This is a genomic window from Stenotrophomonas sp. 05L413 (genome assembly GCF_056397945.1).
This window is the reverse complement of the sequence record NZ_JBFTOL010000001.1, coordinates 1054363-1072450: the sequence shown is the minus strand read 5'-3', so window position 1 is coordinate 1072450 and position 18088 is coordinate 1054363. Positions and strand designations below refer to the sequence as shown.

At 66.9% G+C, this 18088-nt stretch carries 14 protein-coding genes; 4 read left to right on the top strand and 10 right to left on the bottom strand.

Going from position 1 to position 18088, the window contains the following annotated elements; all coding sequences use genetic code 11:
- Positions 1-52: 52 nt before the first annotated feature.
- Positions 53-973: an LpxL/LpxP family Kdo(2)-lipid IV(A) lauroyl/palmitoleoyl acyltransferase gene (locus AC1DIQ_RS04715; RefSeq protein WP_121039637.1), complete on the bottom strand. Its 921-nt coding sequence runs from the start codon at positions 971-973 to the stop codon at positions 53-55.
- A gap of 95 nt (positions 974-1068) precedes the next feature.
- Here AC1DIQ_RS04715 and waaA point away from each other — a divergent pair, with 95 nt between their 5' ends.
- On the top strand, positions 1069-2367 hold the full coding sequence (gene waaA / locus AC1DIQ_RS04710; protein ID WP_121041223.1) for a lipid IV(A) 3-deoxy-D-manno-octulosonic acid transferase: 1299 nt from the start codon (positions 1069-1071) through the stop codon (positions 2365-2367).
- Between the two features lie 48 nt (positions 2368-2415).
- On the opposite strand, the gene mgtE is transcribed toward waaA, so the two are convergent.
- The 5 genes from mgtE to AC1DIQ_RS04685 form a co-directional block, all read right to left on the bottom strand.
- Positions 2416-3798, bottom strand: a complete 1383-nt coding sequence (gene mgtE, locus AC1DIQ_RS04705) for a magnesium transporter (RefSeq protein WP_121039634.1) — start codon at positions 3796-3798, stop codon at positions 2416-2418.
- Positions 3799-3967: 169 nt separating this feature from the next.
- Positions 3968-4636: a hypothetical protein gene (locus AC1DIQ_RS04700; protein WP_121039631.1), complete on the bottom strand. Its 669-nt coding sequence runs from the start codon at positions 4634-4636 to the stop codon at positions 3968-3970.
- A 458-nt stretch (positions 4637-5094) separates the two neighbouring features.
- Positions 5095-6459 (bottom strand): TolC family outer membrane protein, encoded by a 1365-nt coding sequence (locus AC1DIQ_RS04695; RefSeq protein WP_121039628.1) that lies wholly within the window; start codon positions 6457-6459, stop codon positions 5095-5097.
- Between the two features lie 16 nt (positions 6460-6475).
- Positions 6476-7123, bottom strand: a complete 648-nt coding sequence (locus tag AC1DIQ_RS04690; RefSeq protein WP_019183799.1) for a protein-L-isoaspartate O-methyltransferase family protein — start codon at positions 7121-7123, stop codon at positions 6476-6478.
- A 131-nt stretch (positions 7124-7254) separates the two neighbouring features.
- A complete protein-coding gene (locus AC1DIQ_RS04685; protein ID WP_478049493.1) occupies positions 7255-7920 on the bottom strand; it encodes a TetR/AcrR family transcriptional regulator in 666 nt (221 codons plus the stop codon).
- A 122-nt stretch (positions 7921-8042) separates the two neighbouring features.
- Here AC1DIQ_RS04685 and AC1DIQ_RS04680 point away from each other — a divergent pair, with 122 nt between their 5' ends.
- From AC1DIQ_RS04680 to AC1DIQ_RS04670, 3 genes are all read left to right on the top strand, one after another.
- On the top strand, positions 8043-9179 hold the full coding sequence (locus AC1DIQ_RS04680; protein WP_478049492.1) for an efflux RND transporter periplasmic adaptor subunit: 1137 nt from the start codon (positions 8043-8045) through the stop codon (positions 9177-9179).
- Positions 9180-9183: 4 nt separating this feature from the next.
- Complete coding sequence (locus AC1DIQ_RS04675; RefSeq protein WP_123730252.1) at positions 9184-12354, top strand: efflux RND transporter permease subunit; 3171 nt, start codon at positions 9184-9186, stop codon at positions 12352-12354.
- A 116-nt stretch (positions 12355-12470) separates the two neighbouring features.
- Positions 12471-13511 carry a hypothetical protein gene (locus AC1DIQ_RS04670; RefSeq protein ID WP_478049491.1) on the top strand — a complete coding sequence of 347 codons (1041 nt, stop codon included), beginning with the start codon at positions 12471-12473 and terminating at the stop codon, positions 13509-13511.
- A 68-nt stretch (positions 13512-13579) separates the two neighbouring features.
- On the opposite strand, the gene gdhA is transcribed toward AC1DIQ_RS04670, so the two are convergent.
- The 4 genes from gdhA to leuC all read right to left on the bottom strand — a co-directional run bounded on the left by gdhA (position 13580) and on the right by leuC (position 18084).
- Positions 13580-14923, bottom strand: a complete 1344-nt coding sequence (gene gdhA / locus AC1DIQ_RS04665; RefSeq protein ID WP_478049490.1) for an NADP-specific glutamate dehydrogenase — start codon at positions 14921-14923, stop codon at positions 13580-13582.
- Between the two features lie 110 nt (positions 14924-15033).
- Positions 15034-16095 (bottom strand): 3-isopropylmalate dehydrogenase, encoded by a 1062-nt coding sequence (leuB, locus tag AC1DIQ_RS04660; protein WP_282260468.1) that lies wholly within the window; start codon positions 16093-16095, stop codon positions 15034-15036.
- Positions 16085-16663: a 3-isopropylmalate dehydratase small subunit gene (leuD, locus tag AC1DIQ_RS04655; RefSeq protein ID WP_088432620.1), complete on the bottom strand. Its 579-nt coding sequence runs from the start codon at positions 16661-16663 to the stop codon at positions 16085-16087. Before leuD ends, leuB begins: the two co-directional genes overlap by 11 nt.
- Positions 16663-18084, bottom strand: coding sequence for a 3-isopropylmalate dehydratase large subunit (gene leuC / locus AC1DIQ_RS04650; RefSeq protein WP_478049489.1), 1422 nt, complete (start codon positions 18082-18084; stop codon positions 16663-16665). The genes leuD and leuC overlap by 1 nt, the downstream gene beginning before the upstream one ends.
- Positions 18085-18088 lie beyond the last annotated feature (4 nt).

Below are 18088 nucleotides of genomic sequence, written 5' to 3'. Positions count from 1 at the left end.
CAGGTAGATCCACGCCGCCTGCTGAGATGCCCGGAGGCATCCGCGTCATCCATCACTGGTAGTAATCGCTCCGGCCACCGGGCTGGCGCTTGAACCGGCGGTGGATCCACAGGTACTGGTCCGGCGCCTCGCGCACCATGGCCTCGATGGCCTGATTGACGCGGGCGGTATCGGCCTCGACATCCTCGCTGGGGAAATTCTCCAGCGGTGCGCCGATCTTCAAAAAATACTTGCCGCCTTCGCGACGGTGGAAATACGGGATCACCGCACAGCCGGTCATCCGCGCCAGCTGGTGCGTGGCGGTGATGGTCGAGGCGGTATGGCCGAAGAACGGCACGAACACCGTGTCCTTGCCGCGCATGTCCTGGTCGGGTGCATACCAGAGGAAGCCCCCCTTCTTCAGGTGCCGCACCGTGGCACGGATGTCTTCGTTGGCGTACATCGCCTTGGCGTAGCGCAGGCGGCCGAACTTCACCGCCCACTCGTAGACCGGGTTGCGGTGCTTGCGGTACATGCCGGACAGCTCCACGTGGTCGCACAGCAGGCGGCCGCACATCTCCAGCGTCATGAAGTGGCCGGAGACCAGCAGCACACCGCGGCCTTGGGCCTGCATGCGGTGCAGGTGTTCCAGCCCTTCGATCTGCACCTGCGGGCGGATGCTGTCGATGCTGCCCCACCAGGCCCGCGCGAATTCGAAAATGCCGACGCCCAACGCGTCGAAGCTGTCGCGCAGCAGGCGTTGGCGCCAGGCGTCGTCCTTCTCCGGGAAGCACAGCTTCAGGTTGACCTCGGCGGCGCGCCGGCGGCTGCTGGCCAGCCGGTAGGCGACCGTGCCGACGCCGCGCCCGAGCGCGCGCTGCAGCATCCACGGCAGGCGGGCGATCGCGAAGGCGACCAACATGAAGGCGAAGGTCGGCCAGTGGCGCGGATTGCGCAGGGACGGCCGGGTGGCGGTGGAAGCGTTATCGGACATGCCTCGATTCTAATGGATGCGCCCGGATGCGTCCCGGCGCGACCATCACGGCGGCGCGGCGTGTCTTCCCCGCGCCGCTCCCGTATCCTTTGCGCATGCGTAAAAGCCCTGTCGAATGGATCCTGCGCGGCCTGTACTCGGCCGTGCTGTACCTGCTGTTGCCGATCACCGTGTACCACCTGGTCTGGCGGGGCTTCCGGGTGCGCGAGTACTTCCAGCGCTGGGATGAGCGCTATGCCTCCTATCCGCACTCCAGCGGCCAGCCGCGGGTCTGGCTGCACGCGGTCTCGGTGGGCGAGGTGAATGCTGCCGCGCCACTGGTGAATGCCCTGCGCGCGCTGCGCCCGGACATCCGCTGGGTGATCACCACCATTACCCCGACCGGCTCCGAACGGGTCCGCGCGCTGTGGGGGGATGCGGTCGACCACGTGTACCTGCCCTACGACGTGCCGGGCAGCGTCGGCCGCTTCCTGGGCCACTTCAAGCCCAGCCTGGCGCTGATCCTGGAAACCGAGCTGTGGCCGAACCTGCTGTTCGGCTGCCGCGACCGCCGGATCCCGGTCTACATTCTCAATGCCCGGCTGTCGGCGCGCTCACTGCGCGGCTATCGGCTGCTGCGGCCGCTGATCGGCCGCGCACTGCGCACCGTGACCTGCGTGGCCGCACAGTCGGACGATGATGCCGAGCGCTTCATCCAGCTCGGGGCGCGCCCGGACCAGGTGCAGCCGCTGGGAAACCTGAAATTCGATATCGCCACCCCGAACGTGCAGGACTTCATCGCGCGCTTCCATGCTCTGGTGCCCGCCACGCGCCCGGTCTGGATCGCCGCCAGCACGCACGAGGGCGAAGAGCAGGCCACCCTGGATCTGCATCGCCGCCTGCGCGAGGCGATGCCGGGGGTGCTGCTGTTGTGGGCGCCGAGGCATCCCGAGCGGTTCCCGCGGGTGGAAGCACTGGCCCGCGAGCAGGGCTGGAAGGTCGCCACACGCCGCCAGCAGCAGTGGCCGCTGGCAGATACGGATGTCTTCGTCATCGACACGCTCGGCGAGCTGATGTCGTTCTACGGCTGCGCGCAGGTGGCCTTCGTCGGGGGCAGCCTGCAGGCCATCGGCGGGCACAACCTGCTGGAGCCGGCGGCGATGGGCACGGCCGCTGTCACCGGCCCGCACCTGCACAACTTCGCCGAGATTTCCCGGCGCATGCGCGAAGCCGGTGCGGTGGTGATCGCCGAGGATGCCAGCGGGGTCGGCGATGCACTGCTGACCCTGTTGCGCGATCCGCAGGCACGCGAAGACATGGCCCGCGCGGGGTGTGCGCTGGTGAGCAACGGCCGTGGCGCGTTGAAGCGCACCGTGGCCCTGATCGCCCCGCAGTTGCCGCCGCCGGTGGCGTGATCGCGGCCCGCCTGGCCGCCACGCGCGGCGACCAGGCCTGCCGATCCATCAGCCCGCAGCGACCAGCAGATCGCCCAGGAAGGCGTACGCAAACCCGAAGTAGATGAACACGCCGATCAGATCCATGACCGAGGTGATCATCGGGGCCGACAGGGTGGCCGGATCCGCCCCGATGCGGCGTGCGGCGAACGGCAGCAACGCGCCGATGATGCCGCCGAGCGCGGTGCACACCAGCATGCTCGAGCCCACCACCAGCAGCACGTCCATGCCCACACCCTTGCTGAAGTAAGCCAGGATCGCCTCCAGCACGGCGATGCTGATGCCCAGCGCCGCGGCTACCGGCAGTTCGCGCTGGATCACGAACCCCACATCGCGCCAGCTCAGTTTCAGCTCGCCCAGCGCCATGCTGCGGATCACCAGCGTGGCCGACTGGCTGCCGGTGTTGCCGCCCATGTCCACGATCGGGGCGATGAAGGCGGCCAGCACGATCACCTGCGACAGCAGCTCCTCCTGCGCGGCGACAAACGTACTGGTGACGATGCCGAAGCAGGTCAGGATCGCCAGCCAGAACACACGCACCCGGAACATCTGCTTCAGCGGCGTGCTGCGCACATCAAGATCGTTCCCGTTTCCGCTGACCGTGCCGCCAAAGCGTGCCAGCTGCGAGGCATCCTGCTCCTTCTCGATATCCATCGCATCGTCCACGGTGACGATGCCGATCATGCGATCCCCGCCATTGGTCACCGGCAGCGCGAGCAGGTCGTAGCGACGGATCAGTTCGGCGGCCTGCAGCCTGGGCCAGTGCGCCTTCGCGGCGACCGGCTGCTCATGCATGATCGAGGCGACCGTGCGGTTCTCGTTGGCCAACACCAGATCACGCAGGGCCACCGTGCCGCGCAGCCGCAGCGTGTGGTCGAGCACGAACAGGATGTTCACCGTTTCGCTGTGCAGCGCAGTGGCGCGGATATGCGCCAGCGCCTGGGCCACGGTCATCTCCGGAGACACCCAGACATAATCGGACGTCGTCGCCGAGCCGACCGTGCCCTCCGGATAGGACGCCATCTTGAGGATGTCGTCGCGCTCGACCTTGGTCAGTGCCGGCAGCAGTTTCTGCTTGGCGTCATCGCCGAGCCGGTTGTACAGATCGGCGCGGTCATCCGAGGGCATGTGTTCGAACAGCTGCACCACCGCCTCGCGCGGCATCGCCGCCAGCAGCTGATCCTGGCGTATCTCGGTGAAGTGCGCGAACAGCTCGGCGCGTGCCTGCGGGTCGAGCATCATCAGCAACGGGAGTGTCTTGTCCACGCTCAGCGCGTCGAGCGCATCGACGAGGTCGGACGGATGCGTGGTGGCGGCGATGCTGACAAAGCCGGCCGCGTCGAGGGAGAGCGAGAGGGTGCGGATCGAGAACAGGAGGTCTTCGCGGTTCATGGTGGTTCTCCAGCAGAAAGCGGCGCGTGACGGAGCAACGCGCGGTGATGAGGTACAGGCATCCAGCGCACCGGATTGCGTCCGGCGCGGCAGTTACAGGGCGTGGGCCGCGTGCAGCGTGCAGGCGGCGGGTGAGGTCAATCGTTGCCGTCAGCCGGCACGCACGGCACTACGGTGCGGCCGCGAGATTGAAGCCGAGCGTCAGCCATCGACCATCGCGCTGGTGATGCATGCGGCCGGCCAGCAGATCCACGCTGGCGCCGCGCCAGAGTTCGTGGCGCACGCCGAACTGACTGCTGCGCTGGCGCGTTGCATCGCGGGCGGTTTCGGCCAGGAGTGACCAGTGCGGTGCGGCCACGATTTCCAGGCCGACGCCATCGGTGCGGCCCCGTGCCCCTGCCGTGCGTGCCCAGCCCAGGTTGAGGTGCAGCAGCGTGCGATCAGAGGCACCGAGCGCCACGGTCAGGGGGGCATTGAGGTTCCAATCGTTGGCGCGCGGGCGGTGCCAGTCGCTGCCTACGCCCGCACTGACCGCCACCCCCCAGCGTCGCTGATCGAGATCACGCAGCACGCGCTTGGCGCCCACGGCCCACTGCGTGGCGGCAGTGGCACGTTGATGGCTGACGCCGAGCGACCACTCGGTCCCGGCGATGGTGCAGGCCGGCACGGCCGTCCATTCGTTGCCGGCATCGGTATGCCGGCCCCAGCTTTCCAGCTGGCAGCGACCGGCATCGGTGATCGAGGCGTCATCCACCATCAGGCTGGCGGCGGCGCGGGTGTCGAACGGAAGCATCGCCACGGCCACGAGCGGCAGGGCGAACACACGGGAAACGTGCATGGGCAATCTCCAGGCAAACGGAAACGCCAGCGGCACCCTTCTTGGGGTCGGTGGAACGGCGATACGGATGATGCGAGGCGGGCGAGCGTGTCAGCTGCGCCGGTGGGCCCCGTCCTGTGCGGACGGAACCGACCTTGGGGTCAGTGGGTCCGTCGGCTCAGGAGCAGCAACGAGATCGACTATGACTGTCCAAGGAGGGGGCCTCTGGAGGGAAAGGGAAGGTGGTGCGGGGCGGACCTTAGTCGGCCCATGCCGAGGGGTCAAGCCATTTTCCATGCGACGTGCCGGACTGTGGACCGGTTCACGGTGGAGACTGTGCGCGGGTAGGCATTACGCGATGAAATCGCCGCGGCAGTGATCGCGTGTGTGACGCCCACGACGTGTCGGAATCAACAACCTGCGCGCATAAAAAAACCACCCGCATGCGGGTGGTTTTCTGTCACGCGCTGCGCCGTCGATCAGTTGACGGTGGTGCTCGGCGTGGCCGCCTTCTGGGTGAGCAGGCGGTTGATGTCCTGCAGTTCGGCGATGTCCAGCGTGCCGACCGCCTGGCCCAGCTGCAGGCGGTTCTGCAGGAAGGTGTAGCGGGCGTTGGCGTAGTCCAGCTGCGCGGAGAACAGGATGCGCTGGTTCTGGATCACGTCCAGCACGGTACGCGTACCGACTTCCAGACCGACCTGCGAGGCGTCATAGGCGCTCTGTGCCGACACGACGGCCAGGCGACGCGCTTCCACTTCGCTGATGCCGGCCACCAGGGTCTGGTAGGCATTGCGCGTGTTGCGGTCCAGGGCGCGCTTCTGCTGCTCGTAGCCGTCCTGGGCGATGTCACGCTGGGCCAGGGCCTGGCGCACGCCGGACTGGGTGGCGCCGCCGGAGAAGATCGGCACGTTCAGGGTCAGGCCGACGCTGTTGGTGCGGCGGTCCGGGCTGAAGCTGCTGCCGCCGTCGCCGACGACATCACCCCAGCTGGCCGACTTGCCGGCGGTGGCACCCAGCGACAGGGTCGGGTAGTGCGCGCCGCGGGCGGCCGAGACGCCGGATTCAGCAGCGTTGACCTTCAGTTCCTGCGCCTTCAGCGCCGGGTTCTGCGCAACAGCCTCGTTCACCAGCGTATCGATGGTGGCGTACTTGGCCGGCAGCTCCGGACGGAAATCGGCCGGCAGAGCGCGCAGGTCGGTGACCGGCTGGCCGGTCAGTTCGGTCAGCGCCTGGTAGGCGTCGGCCAGCGTGTTCTGCGCGATGATCGTGTTGGCGCGCGCCTGGTCGTACTGGGCGCGGGCTTCGTGCACGTCGGTGATCGGGGCCAGGCCCACTTCCAGGCGCTTGTCGGCGAAATCGAACTGCTTCTTGGCAGCGGCTTCGTTGGTCTGCGCGGCCGACAGCGATTCAATGCCCACCAGCACGTTGAAGTACGCCGCCGAGGTGCGCACGATCAGGTCGTCGTTGGCCGAATCCAGGGTGAAATCCGCTGCACGGCTCAGCTCGCGCTGCGACCGCAGATTGGCGAACTGGGTGAAGTTGAAGACGGTCTGGCTGCCGTTGATCGTGTAGTTCCGGCTCTTGGTGGTGAACGAGCTGGAGGTCAGATCATGGTTCGGGTTGGTGCGGCTGCGGTTGAGCGAGGCCTCGCCGTTGAGCTGCGGCAGCAGGGCGGCACGCGCCTGCACAGCGCCTTCCTTGTCGTACAGACGGGTCGACTCGGCAGCCGACAGCTGCGGATCGCCGTTGCGCGCCATTTCGTAGACCTGCAGCAGGTCGGCGGCAGAGGCGGTCATCGGCAGCAGGGCGGCGGCCAGCGCAAAGGCGAGGGATCGGCGGATCATTGCGGCTTCCTTGGACTCAGAGTTGGAACTGGGGTGCCGGGGCGGCACCGCGCAGGTAATCGATATCGGTTTCGAACAGCGACTCAGTGGTGCCGTCCGCCTTGACCAGCACCGCTTCCATGACCGGCGACCGGCCACGGATCACGAACAGTCGACCGCCGGGACGCAGCCACTGGGCGAAACGTGACGGAATGACATCCACCGCGCCGGTGACGCAGATCGCATCGAAGCGGCGCTCGGTGTCCCAGCTCAGGGCGTCGGCGGTTTCGATACGGACGTTGTTGCCCAGGCCGGCAGCGTCCAGACGCGCGCGCGCGGTGGTGGCCAGCTCGGCATCGATTTCCAGGCTCAGCACTTCGCGGGCCAGTTCGCCCATGCAGGCGCTCAGGTAGCCGCTGCCGGTGCCGATTTCCAGCACTTCATCGCCCGGCTGCAGATCCAGCGCCTGCAGCGTGCGGCCTTCGATGACCGGCTTCATCATCTTCTGGCCGTTGCCCAGCGGCAGCTCGATATCAGCGTAAGCCAGAGCCCGGTGCGATTCAGCGACGAACGCCTCCCGCGGCAAGCGTGCCAGTACATCGAGCACGCGGATTTCCAGCACATCCCAGGGGCGGATCTGCTGTTCAACCATCAGTTCGCGGGCGTGGGAGTAATCGATCGTCATGAGGTTCTATATCCAGCGCAGTGGGCCGGCCATTTTACCGGTGCCGGGAGCCGGCGGCGCGCTGAAAGCATCGCTGCCGTCGCGCCGGGGTCGCAGTGCCGGAAGTCACCGCGACCTCCGGTCCATTCAGTTTAGTGCCGCCGGGCATACGCCCGCAGGAAAAAGTCGACGCTGGCGCATACGTGGGCGTCGGCATCGCACTCGGCCGGGGCCGGCCGCAACCCGCACATCATATGCGTATGCAGCTCGCCCTTGATCAAGGTCAGGAACTGGAGGGCGCCGGTCTGGAAGTCGGTGATCTCCAGTTCGCCACGGGCGGCCCGGGCACGCAGGAAGTCCCCCAGTGCATCGGTGGTCCGCTGCGGGCCGGCCAGCCAGAACATTTCGCGGATGCGGTCATCGGTATCGGGCGACATCATCACCCGCTGCACGGCGACGGCCGCATCGGAGGTGATCAGGCTGAAGAAGGCGTGGCCGATGCCCATCAGCTGATCGCGCAGTGGGCCCTCGATGTCGGTGACGAACAGCTCGTCGGGCAGCATCTCGACACATTTGGACTGCACAGCTTCGGTGAAAAGGGTCTCTTTATCGCCGAAATGGCTGTAAACGGTCAGTTTTGATACGCCCGCCTGCGCGGCGATGCTGTCCATGCTGACCCCGTTGTAGCCCTGGTCGACGAACAGCGATTTGGCGGCTTCCAGAATGGCCGCGCGCTTGCCCAGATCCTTCGGGCGCCCCGGCCCGGCGGCCTTGGCGGCCGGCTTGGAAGGCGATGTGGAGGAGGTCGGATCAGTCATCCAATCAATACTAGACCAATCGGTTCGATATTTATACTATACCGGCTGGTTCAATATTGAGGCGGCTGGAACAGAGCGTTTCCAGCGGCTTTTTCCGGGTTACTTTTCAGGTCCAGGACCTCATGAAAAACATGCGATGGATGGGTGGTGGGTTGCTGGCGATCGCGCTGGCAGCATGTGGCAAGCAGGACGCCGAGCCGGTTGCGCCGATTCCGGTGCTGGTGGTCCACCCGGGCACCGTGACCGGCCAGGAAGTGGCTGCCTATCCCGGTGAGATCCGCGCCCGCGAGGAAAGCCCGCTGTCGTTCCGCGTCGGGGGCAACCTGATCAAGCGGCATGTCGATGCCGGCCAGCGCGTGCGCAAGGGCCAACTGCTGGCCGAGCTGGATGCTGCCGACTACGCCTCCCAGGCCAGCGCCTCGCAGGCCCAGCTGGCCGCTGCCGAAGCCGATCTGATCCGCGCCCGTGATGACCAGAAGCGCTACGCCACGCTGGCCGAGCAGCAACTGGTCAGCCAGTCCGCACTCGACAGCCAGACCGCCGCGTTCAAGGCCGCGCAGGGCCAGGCCAATGCCGCCCGCGCCAATCTGGCCGTGGCCCGCAACCAGGCAGAGTACGCCCAGTTGCGCGCGCCGGCCGACGGCGTGATCGCCAGCCGCCAGGCCGAAGCCGGGCAGGTGGTCAGTGCCGGGCAGACCGTGTTCACCCTGGCTGCGGATGGCGGCCGCGAAGTCGTGATCGCCCTGCCGGAAAGCACCATCCGCGATTACCAGGTGGGCCAGCCGGTACAGGTGGAACTGTGGAACCGCCCGGGCCAGCTGTTGGCCGGCACGATCCGTGAGATCGCCCCGGCTGCCGATGCGCAGGGGCGTACCTATGCCACCCGCGTCAGCCTGGCACCGGAAGCGCTGACCGAGGTCGAGCTGGGCCAGAGCGCGCGCGTGTTCGCCGCGGCCGGGCGCCAGGGCACCCTACAATTGCCGCTGGCGGCGGTGCAGCGCGGTGCCGATGGGCGCAGCAGCGTGTGGGTGGTCGATCCGGCCAAGCGCACGTTGAAAGCCACGCCGGTGGCGGTCGGTGCGTATGGCGTTGAATCCGTTCCGGTGCTGAGCGGGGTGAACGCGAACGACTGGGTGGTTGCCGCCGGCGGCCATCTGCTGCGCGAGGGCCAGCCGGTGACCGCGGTGGACCGCCAGAACCGCCCGGTGCTGGCACCGGCGGCCAAGTCTGCCGCGCCTGCCACCGGCAAGGGGAACTGATCCCGTGCGCCGCTTCAATCTCTCCGAATGGGCGCTGGGCAACCGGCCACTGGTGCTGTTTGCGATGCTGGCCTTCGCGATCATCGGCGCGTGGTCGTACAAGCACCTGGGCCAGTCCGAGGATCCACCGTTCACCTTCAAAGTGATGGTGGTACGCACGAACTGGCCCGGCGCGACCGCCGAACAGGTCTCACGCCAGGTCACCGAGCCGATCGAGAAGGCACTGCTGAACACCGGGCAGTACGAGTTCATCCGCTCCTACTCGCGCCCGGGCGAATCGCAGGTGATCTTCGTGGCGCGCGACAGCCTGCGTTCCAAGGCGATTCCCGACCTGTGGTACCAGGTGCGCAAGCGCGTGGGCGACATCAAGCCGACCCTGCCGCGCGAAATCGTCGGCCCGTTCTTCAACGACGAGTTTGGCGATACCTTCGGCAACATCTACGCCTTGACCGGCCAAGGCTTCGACTACGCGGTGATGCGCGATTACGCCGACCGCATCCAGCTGGAACTGCAGCGCGTGCCGGATGTCGGCAAGATCGAGCTGGAAGGCCTGCAGGACGAGAAGGTCTGGATCGAGCTGTCCAACACCAAACTGGCCACGCTGGGCGTGTCGCTGCAGCAGGTGCAGCAGGCATTGGCCGACCAGAATGCCATTGCCGCCACCAGCTTCTTTGAAACCCCGACCGACCGGGTGCAGCTGCGCGTCACCGGCCAGTTCAAGAGCGTGGAGGACATCCGCAGCTTCCCGATCCAGGCCGGCGACCGCACCGTGCACCTGGGCGACATTGCCGAGATCAAACGTGGTTTTGCCGATCCGGCGTCGCCGAAGATGCGCTTCATGGGCGAAGACGCGATCGGCATCGCCGTGGCGATGAAAGACGGCGGCGACATCCTCAAGCTGGGCAGTACCCTGGATGCCGAATTCGAACGCCTGCAGAAAACGCTGCCGGCCGGCATGCAGCTGCGCAAGGTCTCCGACCAGCCGCATGCGGTGGAGGAGTCCGTCGGCGAGTTCGTGCAGGTGCTCACTGAAGCGGTGGTGATCGTGCTGCTGGTGAGCTTCTTCTCGCTCGGCCTGCGCACCGGCCTGGTGGTGGGCGTGACCATTCCGCTGGTGCTGGCGATGACCTTCTTCGTCATGCATTACTTCGGCATCGGCCTGCACAAGATTTCCCTCGGCGCGCTGGTGCTGGCGCTGGGCCTGCTGGTGGACGATGCGATCATCGCGGTGGAGATGATGGCCACCAAGATGGAGCAGGGCTACGACCGCCTGCGCGCGGCCAGCTTCGCGTGGGAGTCGACCGCGTTCCCGATGCTGACCGGCACGCTGATCACCGCGGCCGGCTTCCTGCCGATCGCCACGGCCGCTTCCAGCACCGGCGAATACACCCGCTCGCTGTTCCAGGTGGTGACCATCGCGCTGGTGGTGTCGTGGATCGCCGCGGTGCTGTTCATCCCGTACCTGGGCGACAAGATGTTGCCGGACCTGTTCAACCCGCAGCCGCCCAAGCCGGACAGCCTGGCAGGGCGCTGGCATGCCCGCCGCCTGCAGTGGGCCGACCGCCATCCCGCGTTCGCGCGCTGGATCGCGCCGAAGGTGCATGCGCACGACCATGATCCGTATCAGCGTCCGTTCTACGTGCGCTTCCGCCGTTTCCTGGATGTCTGCCTGCGCCATCGCTGGTGGGTGATCGCCGCCACGGCCGCGCTGTTCGTGTTCTCGCTGCTGATCTTCCGCTTCGTGCCCCAGCAGTTCTTCCCGGATTCGACCCGCCCGGAACTGATGGTGGACATCGAACTGGCCGAGGGTGCCTCGTTGCAGGCCACCCAGGCGCAGGCGACCAAGCTGGAAAAGCTGCTCAAGGACCGCGAAGGCATCAGCAATTACGTGGCCTACGTGGGCACCGGCTCGCCGCGCTTCTACCTGCCGTTGGACCAGCAGCTGCCGGCCACCAACTTCTCGCAGTTCGTGGTGCTGACCGAGAACGCCACCGCACGTGAGGCGACCCGCGACTGGCTGCTCAAGGACGTGATTCCGCAGTTCCCGGACGTGCAGATGCGCGTGACCCGTCTGGAGAACGGCCCGCCGGTCGGCTACCCGGTGCAGATGCGCATCTCCGGCGAGCACATCGAGCAGGTGCAGGCCATCGCACGGCAGGTGGAAGCCAAGGTGCGCGCAAACCCGCACGTGATGAACGTCAACCTGGATTGGAGCGAGCCGAGCAAAGTGGTGCGGCTGGTGATCGACCAGGACCGTGCACGCGCACTGGGTGTGAGCAGCGCGCAGGTGAGCCAGCTGCTGGGCACGTCGTTGTCGGGCATGAGCGTGAGCACCTATCGGGAGGGCAACCGCCTGATCGAGATGCTGCTGCGTGGCCCGGACAACGAACGTGTGCGGCTGGACATGCTGGGCAGCCTGGCCATTCCGACCGCCAGCGGGACCTCGGTGACGCTGTCGCAGGTGGCGCGCCTGGAGTACGTGTTCGAGGACGGCATCATCTGGCACCGCAACCGCCTGCCGACGGTGACCGTGCGCGCCGACATTGCCGACGCGAAGCAGCCGCTGGACGTGGTGCAGCAGATCCTGCCGACGCTGGAGGGCATCCGTGCCGAGCTGCCGTCCGGCTACCTGCTGGAAACCGGCGGTACGGTGGAGGATTCCACCCGTGGCCAGGATTCGATCAAGGCCGGCATGCCGCTGTTCCTGATCGTGGTGGCCACCTTGCTGATGCTGCAGCTGCGCAGCTTCTCGCGTGCGGCGATGGTGCTGGTCACCGCACCGCTGGGCATCATCGGCGCGACCCTGTTCCTGCTGCTGTTCCGCGCGCCGTTCGGCTTCGTGGCGTTGCTGGGGACGATCGCGCTGGCCGGCATGATCATGCGCAACTCGGTGATCCTGATCGATCAGATCCAGCAGGACATCGACGCCGGGCATGACCGCTGGCACGCGATCATCGATGCCACCGTGCGCCGCTTCCGCCCGATCGTGCTGACCGCGCTGGCGGCGGTGCTGGCGATGATCCCGCTGTCGCGCAGTGCCTTCTACGGCTCGATGGCGATCTCGATCATGGGCGGCCTGATCGTCGGTACCGTGCTGACCCTGGTGTTCCTGCCGGCGCTGTATGCCGCGTGGTTCCGGGTGAAGCCGGACGAGGCCAAGACCAGCGAAGGCTGAGGGACGATGAAGCCGGCCGATGGCCGGCTTCATCGTTTGAGTGCGACGCAAATGCCTGTCGTCTTCGTCGTGCCAGCAAGCGCACAATGCACACCGGATTTCTTCGGTCGCACATGATGTCGTCACGTTCCTCTTCTCGGTTCGCCACTGCGGCGGCGATCGTTCTGCTGATGGTTTCCGCGTTGCCAGCGCAGGCAAACCCCGCTGCCAGTTTCCAGCGCGATCTCGTCGAGTTGCTGGAGTGCCGCGCCTCACCGGCAACGATGCAGGCGGTGACGACCGCGTTGCGTGGCGCACGGTATGGCACGCCGCAGGAACGACCGGCCCATCTGAAGGGCTGGAGCTTCACGCCCAGCGGTGACGAGGAGCACAAGACGACCCTCATCGACATGCCAGTGACGTTGACGGCACACGGCATCCCGACGCACCGCGTGGTGGCGGATGACATGGGCTTCTCGATTCCCATCGATGCCGGGCAGCGTGCGCGCATCGTCACCGGGAACGGGCTGCGGATGCGGTCGAGTAGCCTGCGTGAGCCGTTCCAGGTCTGGTCGCCACCAGAGGCATCCGGCGATGCGTCATCGCCGGGCGCCATCGTGGTGAGCAGCGATGGGGAGGGCTATCGGGTGGGATGTGACTACCCCGGTCCGATGCGCGAGGCGCGTGTTCCACCGCGATTGCGCGAGACGGCCACGGCAAGTGATGTTGGCGCCGCGCTCGAATGTCGGGCTGACGACGCTGCCATGCAGCGCATCGCCAACCTGTGGGAGCGTGTGTCGGAACTGTCGCCGCTGGCATGGCCGGACAATGTCCGCGCGGTGGCCGAGCATGAGTACCTTGCCGATGGCCAGGAGATGCCGGTCATGGTCATCACCCTGGAGCAGCCGGTGGCGTTGAAGGGCTTGGCTGCGACGTCGCTCGTCCTCGCGTATGGCGGCTATCTCGCAGCCGACATGGGCGATGCGCCGCTGAAGGCGGTGCTCGATGCCACTGGCCTGGGCGCAGCGGATCGTCAGGCGGAAGGGCATTGGATGCGCGAAGCATCCCGGGAGGCGTCGTCCGGATACACGCGCGTGCAGGCATTCAGCGTGATATCCACCGATGGCGGCGCCGTGCTGGCTGGGTGCATGACGAGCGAGGTCCGCTCGGCGCACTGACCGCTGCGGCGGGAAATGCTGCAGGGCGCAGCGGATGAACACCGCTGCACCGCTTCACCCATCTACCCTCAGTAAACGCCCTGCGCCAGCATCGCATCGGCCACCTTGACGAAGCCGGCGATATTGGCGCCATCCACGTAGTTCACGCTGCCATCGGCGCGCTTGCCGTGGCGCACGCAGTTGGCGTGGATGTCCTTCATGATCCCGTGCAGACGCTCATCGACATCGGCGTGATGCCACGACAGGCGCTGCGCGTTCTGGCTCATTTCCAGCCCCGAGGTGGCCACGCCGCCGGCGTTGCTGGCCTTGCCCGGCGCATACAGGGTGCCCGCCTTGAGGAAGACCTCCATGGCCTCGAGTGTCGATGGCATGTTGGCGCCTTCGGCCACGCACAGCACCCCGTTGTCGACCAGGGCGCGGGCGTCGTCTTCGTCCAGCTCGTTCTGGGTGGCACAGGGCAGGGCGATCTCGGCAGGGATGTGCCAGGGGCGCTTGCCGTCCAGGTATTCGAAGCGTGTGTCGTCGGCCAGCTCGGACAGGCAACCACGGCGCTCGTTGCGCAGGTCCACCACCTCCTGCAGCGCGGCCTCATCGAAGCCCTCGCGCGCGTACAGGGTACCGCCCGAATCGGAGAGCGTGAGTACTTTCGCGCCGAGTTCGATGGCTTTGATCGCGGCATGCTGGGCCACGTTGCCAGCACCGGAAATCAACACCTTCGCGCCATCCGTATCGCGCCGCGCGTGGTGCAGCATCTGCTCGACGAAGTAGACCGTACCGAAGCCGGTCGCTTCCGGACGCATCAGGCTGCCACCGTAGGACAGGCCTTTGCCGGTGAACACGCAGGCGGCATTGTTGGTGAGCTTCTTCATCATGCCGGCCATGTAGCCGACCTCGCGCGCGCCCACGCCGATATCGCCAGCCGGCACGTCGGTGTCTGCGCCCAGGTGGCGATGGAGTTCAAGCATCAGCGCCTGGCAGAAGCGCATCACCTCGGTGTCGCTGCGGCCCTTGGGATTGAAATCCGAGCCGCCCTTGCCACCGCCCATCGGCAGGGTGGTCAGCGCGTTCTTCAGGGTCTGCTCGAAGGCCAGGAACTTCAGGATCGATTGGTTGACCGACGGATGAAAGCGCATGCCGCCCTTGAACGGGCCGATCGCCGAGCTGTGCTGTACGCGCCAGCCGCGGTTCACATGGGTCTTGCCGGCGTCATCGGCCCAGGCCACGCGGAACTGGATCACCCTCTCCGGCTCCACCAGACGCTCCAGCAGGCCGTGTTCCAGGTAGCGGGGGTGACGCTGCAGGAACGGCCACAGGCTCTGGATCACTTCTTTCACGGCCTGCAGGAATTCCGGCTGATGCGGATCACGCTGGGCCACGTGGTTGAGAAAGTCGTCTGAGGCACGATGATTCAAGGGCTTTCCTTGTTGGGGGCCGGCCGCTGGCAGCGGCGTGACCGACGGGACAGGGAGGCCGTGCGGGATGTAAAAACAGGAACGCGGCCCTCAGGCCGCGTCCTTTGCGATCATTGCAGCTTGGCAAGGACCGCGTCGGTCGCTGCGGCGGTACTCACCGCGAAACCCTTGGCTGCAAGGTCGGCGGTGAACACGCCGTCATCCAGCACGGCATACACCGCTGCCTCGACCGTAGCAGCCTCTTCGTCCAGCCCCAGTGAATGCCGCAGCAGCATCGCGGCACTGAAGATCGTGGCGTACGGATTGGCGATGCCCTTGCCGGCGATGTCCGGCGCCGAGCCGTGGATCGGCTCGTAGATGCCCACTGCACCCGGCTCGCCCAGCGAGGCCGACGGCAGCAGGCCGAGCGAGCCGGCCAGCATCGAGGCTTCGTCGGTGAGGATGTCGCCGAACATGTTTTCAGTCACGATCACGTCGTACTCGCGCGGCTTGGCCAGCAGGTGCATGGCCATCGAATCGACCAGCTGGTGCTCCAAGGCGATGTCCGGGAATTCCTCGCGGCCGATCCGCGCAGCGACGTCGCGCCACAGGCGTGAGGTCTCCAGCACGTTGGCCTTGTCCACCGAGGTGACCTTGCCTCGGCGGGTCTGTGCCAGCCGGAACGCGGTGCGCATGACCCGCTCGATCTCGCCCACGCTGTAGCTGCACAGGTCGCTGGCGGTATCGGCAGTGCGGGTCTTCTCACCGAAGTAGATGCCGCCGGTCAGCTCACGCACGACCACGAAGTCCACGCCCTCCAGCAGCTCGGCCTTGATCGGCGAGGCACCGAGCGCAGCCGCATGCGTGCGCACCGGGCGCAGGTTGGCGTACAGCCCCAGCGCCTTGCGGATCGCCAGCAGGCCCTGCTCCGGGCGGACCTTGGCATTCGGGTCGGACCACTTCGGCCCGCCGACCGCACCGAGCAGGATGGCGTCTGCCTTGCGGCAGGCGTCCAGCGTGGCGGCCGGCAGTGGCTCGCCGTGGCGATCGATGGCGATGCCACCGATGTCGTGTTCCTGGAACCCGAAGCTGTGTCCGAAACGGGTGGCGACGGCCTCCAGCACCGCCACGGCGGCAGCGGCGACTTCCGGACCGATGCCGTCACCCGGCAATACGACAATCTCAGCGTGCATGTTCACTCTCGTAACGTTCAATGTCAGGGGTACGGCCCAACAGATACCCCAATTGGTCCACGCCTTCCAGCAGACAGGTCTGTGAGAAGCCGTCCAGCGGGAAGGCATACACGCGCCCATCGGGGGTGCGCAGTTCGCGCGCGGCCACATCGATGGTCAATGCGTCATCCGGGCGCTGCATCAGCGTCTGCACATCGGCTTCGTCCAGCACGATCGGCAGCAGGCCGTTCTTCAGCGAGTTGCCGCGGAAGATATCGGCGATCTCGCTGCTGACGATGGCGCGCAGACCCAGGTCGGTCAGGGCCCACGGCGCATGCTCACGCGAGGAGCCGCAGCCGAAGTTGCGGCCGGCCAGCAGGATGCTGCGGCCGGCGTTGTGCGGCTGGTTGAAGGCGAACGCCGGGTTCGGCACGCCCTCGCTCTGCCAGCGCCAATCATTGAAGGCGTGCTTGCCCAGGCCGACGCGCTCGGTGGTGGACAGAAAGCGCGCCGGAATGATCTGGTCGGTGTCGATGTTGGTCTCGCGCAGCACCACGCTGGTCGAGGTCAGGGTACGGAAGCCGCTCATCAGGCCACCTCCAGCGTGGCATACAGTTCGCGTGGGTCGGCCACGCGGCCGTTCACCGCGGCCCAGGCGGCCGTCATCGGCGAGGCCAGCAGGGTGCGCGAGCCGGGGCCTTGGCGGCCTTCGAAATTGCGGTTGCTGGTGCTGACCGCCAGTTGTCCCGGCGCGACCAGATCGCCGTTCATGGCAATGCACATCGAGCAGCCCGGCTCGCGCCATTCGGCACCGGCCGCGCGCACGATCACATCGATGCCTTCGGCTTCGGCCTGGCGCTTGACGATTTCCGAGCCCGGCACCACCAGCATGCGCACGCGGTCAGCGACACGGCGGCCCTGCAGCACCTGCGCCACTTCGCGCATGTCGCTCAGGCGGCCGTTGGTGCAGGAGCCGACGAAGACCACATCCACCGGGGTGCCGGCCAGGGTCTGCCCGGCATGGAAGTGCATGTAGTCCAGGCCCTTCTGCGCGGCCGCGTCGTTGGCCGCCGGAATCGGCTGGTCCACCGCGATGGCGGTGCCGGGGTGGGTGCCCCAGGTCAGGGTGGGGCGGATGTCGGCGGCCTCGATGTGGACCTCGACATCGAAGCGCGCACCGACATCGCTGCGCAGCTGCGACCACGTGGCCACGGCAGCATCGAATTCGGCGCCCTTGGGGCCACGCGGGGTGGCGGCCACCCAGTCGAAGGTGATCTGGTCGGGGGCGACCATGCCGGCACGTGCCCCGGCTTCGATGGACATGTTGCACAAGGTCATGCGCTGTTCCATGTCCATCGCTTCGATCGCGCTGCCACGGAACTCCAGCACATGGCCGGTACCGCCGTTGACGCCGATCACACCGATGATGTGCAGCACCACGTCCTTGGCGCCGACACCCTGGGCCAGCGCGCCATCGACGGTGATCGCCATCGTCCTGGCTTTACGCTGCAGCAGGCACTGCGTCGCCAGCACATGGCCGACCTCGCTGGTGCCGATACCGAAGGCCAGCGCGCCAAATGCACCATGCGTGGAGGTGTGGCTGTCGCCACAGACGATGGTCATGCCCGGCTGGGTGAAGCCCTGTTCGGGGGCGATCACGTGCACGATGCCGCGGCTGGCCGACTGCAGGTCGAACAGCTCGATGCCGTGCGTGGCGCAGTTGTCGGCCAGCATCGCCACCTGGGCTTCGGAGGCGGCGCTGGCATAGGGCAGCTTGCCGTCGGCGCCGGCTGGCAGGGTGGGGGTGGAGTGATCCATCGTGGCCTTGGTCCGGTCCGGTCGGCGCGGGGAGAGGCCGCGCTCGCGCAGTTCGGTGAAGGCCTGCGGCGAGGTCACTTCGTGGATCAGGTGCAGGTCGATGTACAGCACGGCGGGCGCGCTGTCGGTCTCGGGAACGACGACGTGGGCATCCCACAGTTTGTCGTACAGGGTGCGGGGAGCTGGGGTCATGGAC

Bases quoted from the DNA above. Each gene is read 5' to 3' on its own strand.
- AC1DIQ_RS04680 (WP_478049492.1), top strand. From the start codon at position 8,043: ATGAAAAACATGCGATGGATGGGTGGTGGGTTGCTGGCGATCGCGCTG.
- AC1DIQ_RS04670 (WP_478049491.1), top strand. From the start codon at position 12,471: ATGTCGTCACGTTCCTCTTCTCGGTTCGCCACTGCGGCGGCGATCGTT.
- AC1DIQ_RS04695 (WP_121039628.1), bottom strand. From the start codon at position 6,459: ATGATCCGCCGATCCCTCGCCTTTGCGCTGGCCGCCGCCCTGCTGCCG.
- AC1DIQ_RS04690 (WP_019183799.1), bottom strand. From the start codon at position 7,123: ATGACGATCGATTACTCCCACGCCCGCGAACTGATGGTTGAACAGCAG.
- leuC (WP_478049489.1), bottom strand. From the start codon at position 18,084: ATGACCCCAGCTCCCCGCACCCTGTACGACAAACTGTGGGATGCCCAC.
- mgtE (WP_121039634.1), bottom strand. From the start codon at position 3,798: ATGAACCGCGAAGACCTCCTGTTCTCGATCCGCACCCTCTCGCTCTCC.
- waaA (WP_121041223.1), top strand. From the start codon at position 1,069: ATGCGTAAAAGCCCTGTCGAATGGATCCTGCGCGGCCTGTACTCGGCC.
- AC1DIQ_RS04685 (WP_478049493.1), bottom strand. From the start codon at position 7,920: ATGACTGATCCGACCTCCTCCACATCGCCTTCCAAGCCGGCCGCCAAG.
- leuB (WP_282260468.1), bottom strand. From the start codon at position 16,095: ATGCACGCTGAGATTGTCGTATTGCCGGGTGACGGCATCGGTCCGGAA.
- leuD (WP_088432620.1), bottom strand. From the start codon at position 16,663: ATGAGCGGCTTCCGTACCCTGACCTCGACCAGCGTGGTGCTGCGCGAG.
- AC1DIQ_RS04700 (WP_121039631.1), bottom strand. From the start codon at position 4,636: ATGCACGTTTCCCGTGTGTTCGCCCTGCCGCTCGTGGCCGTGGCGATG.
- AC1DIQ_RS04715 (WP_121039637.1), bottom strand. From the start codon at position 973: ATGTCCGATAACGCTTCCACCGCCACCCGGCCGTCCCTGCGCAATCCG.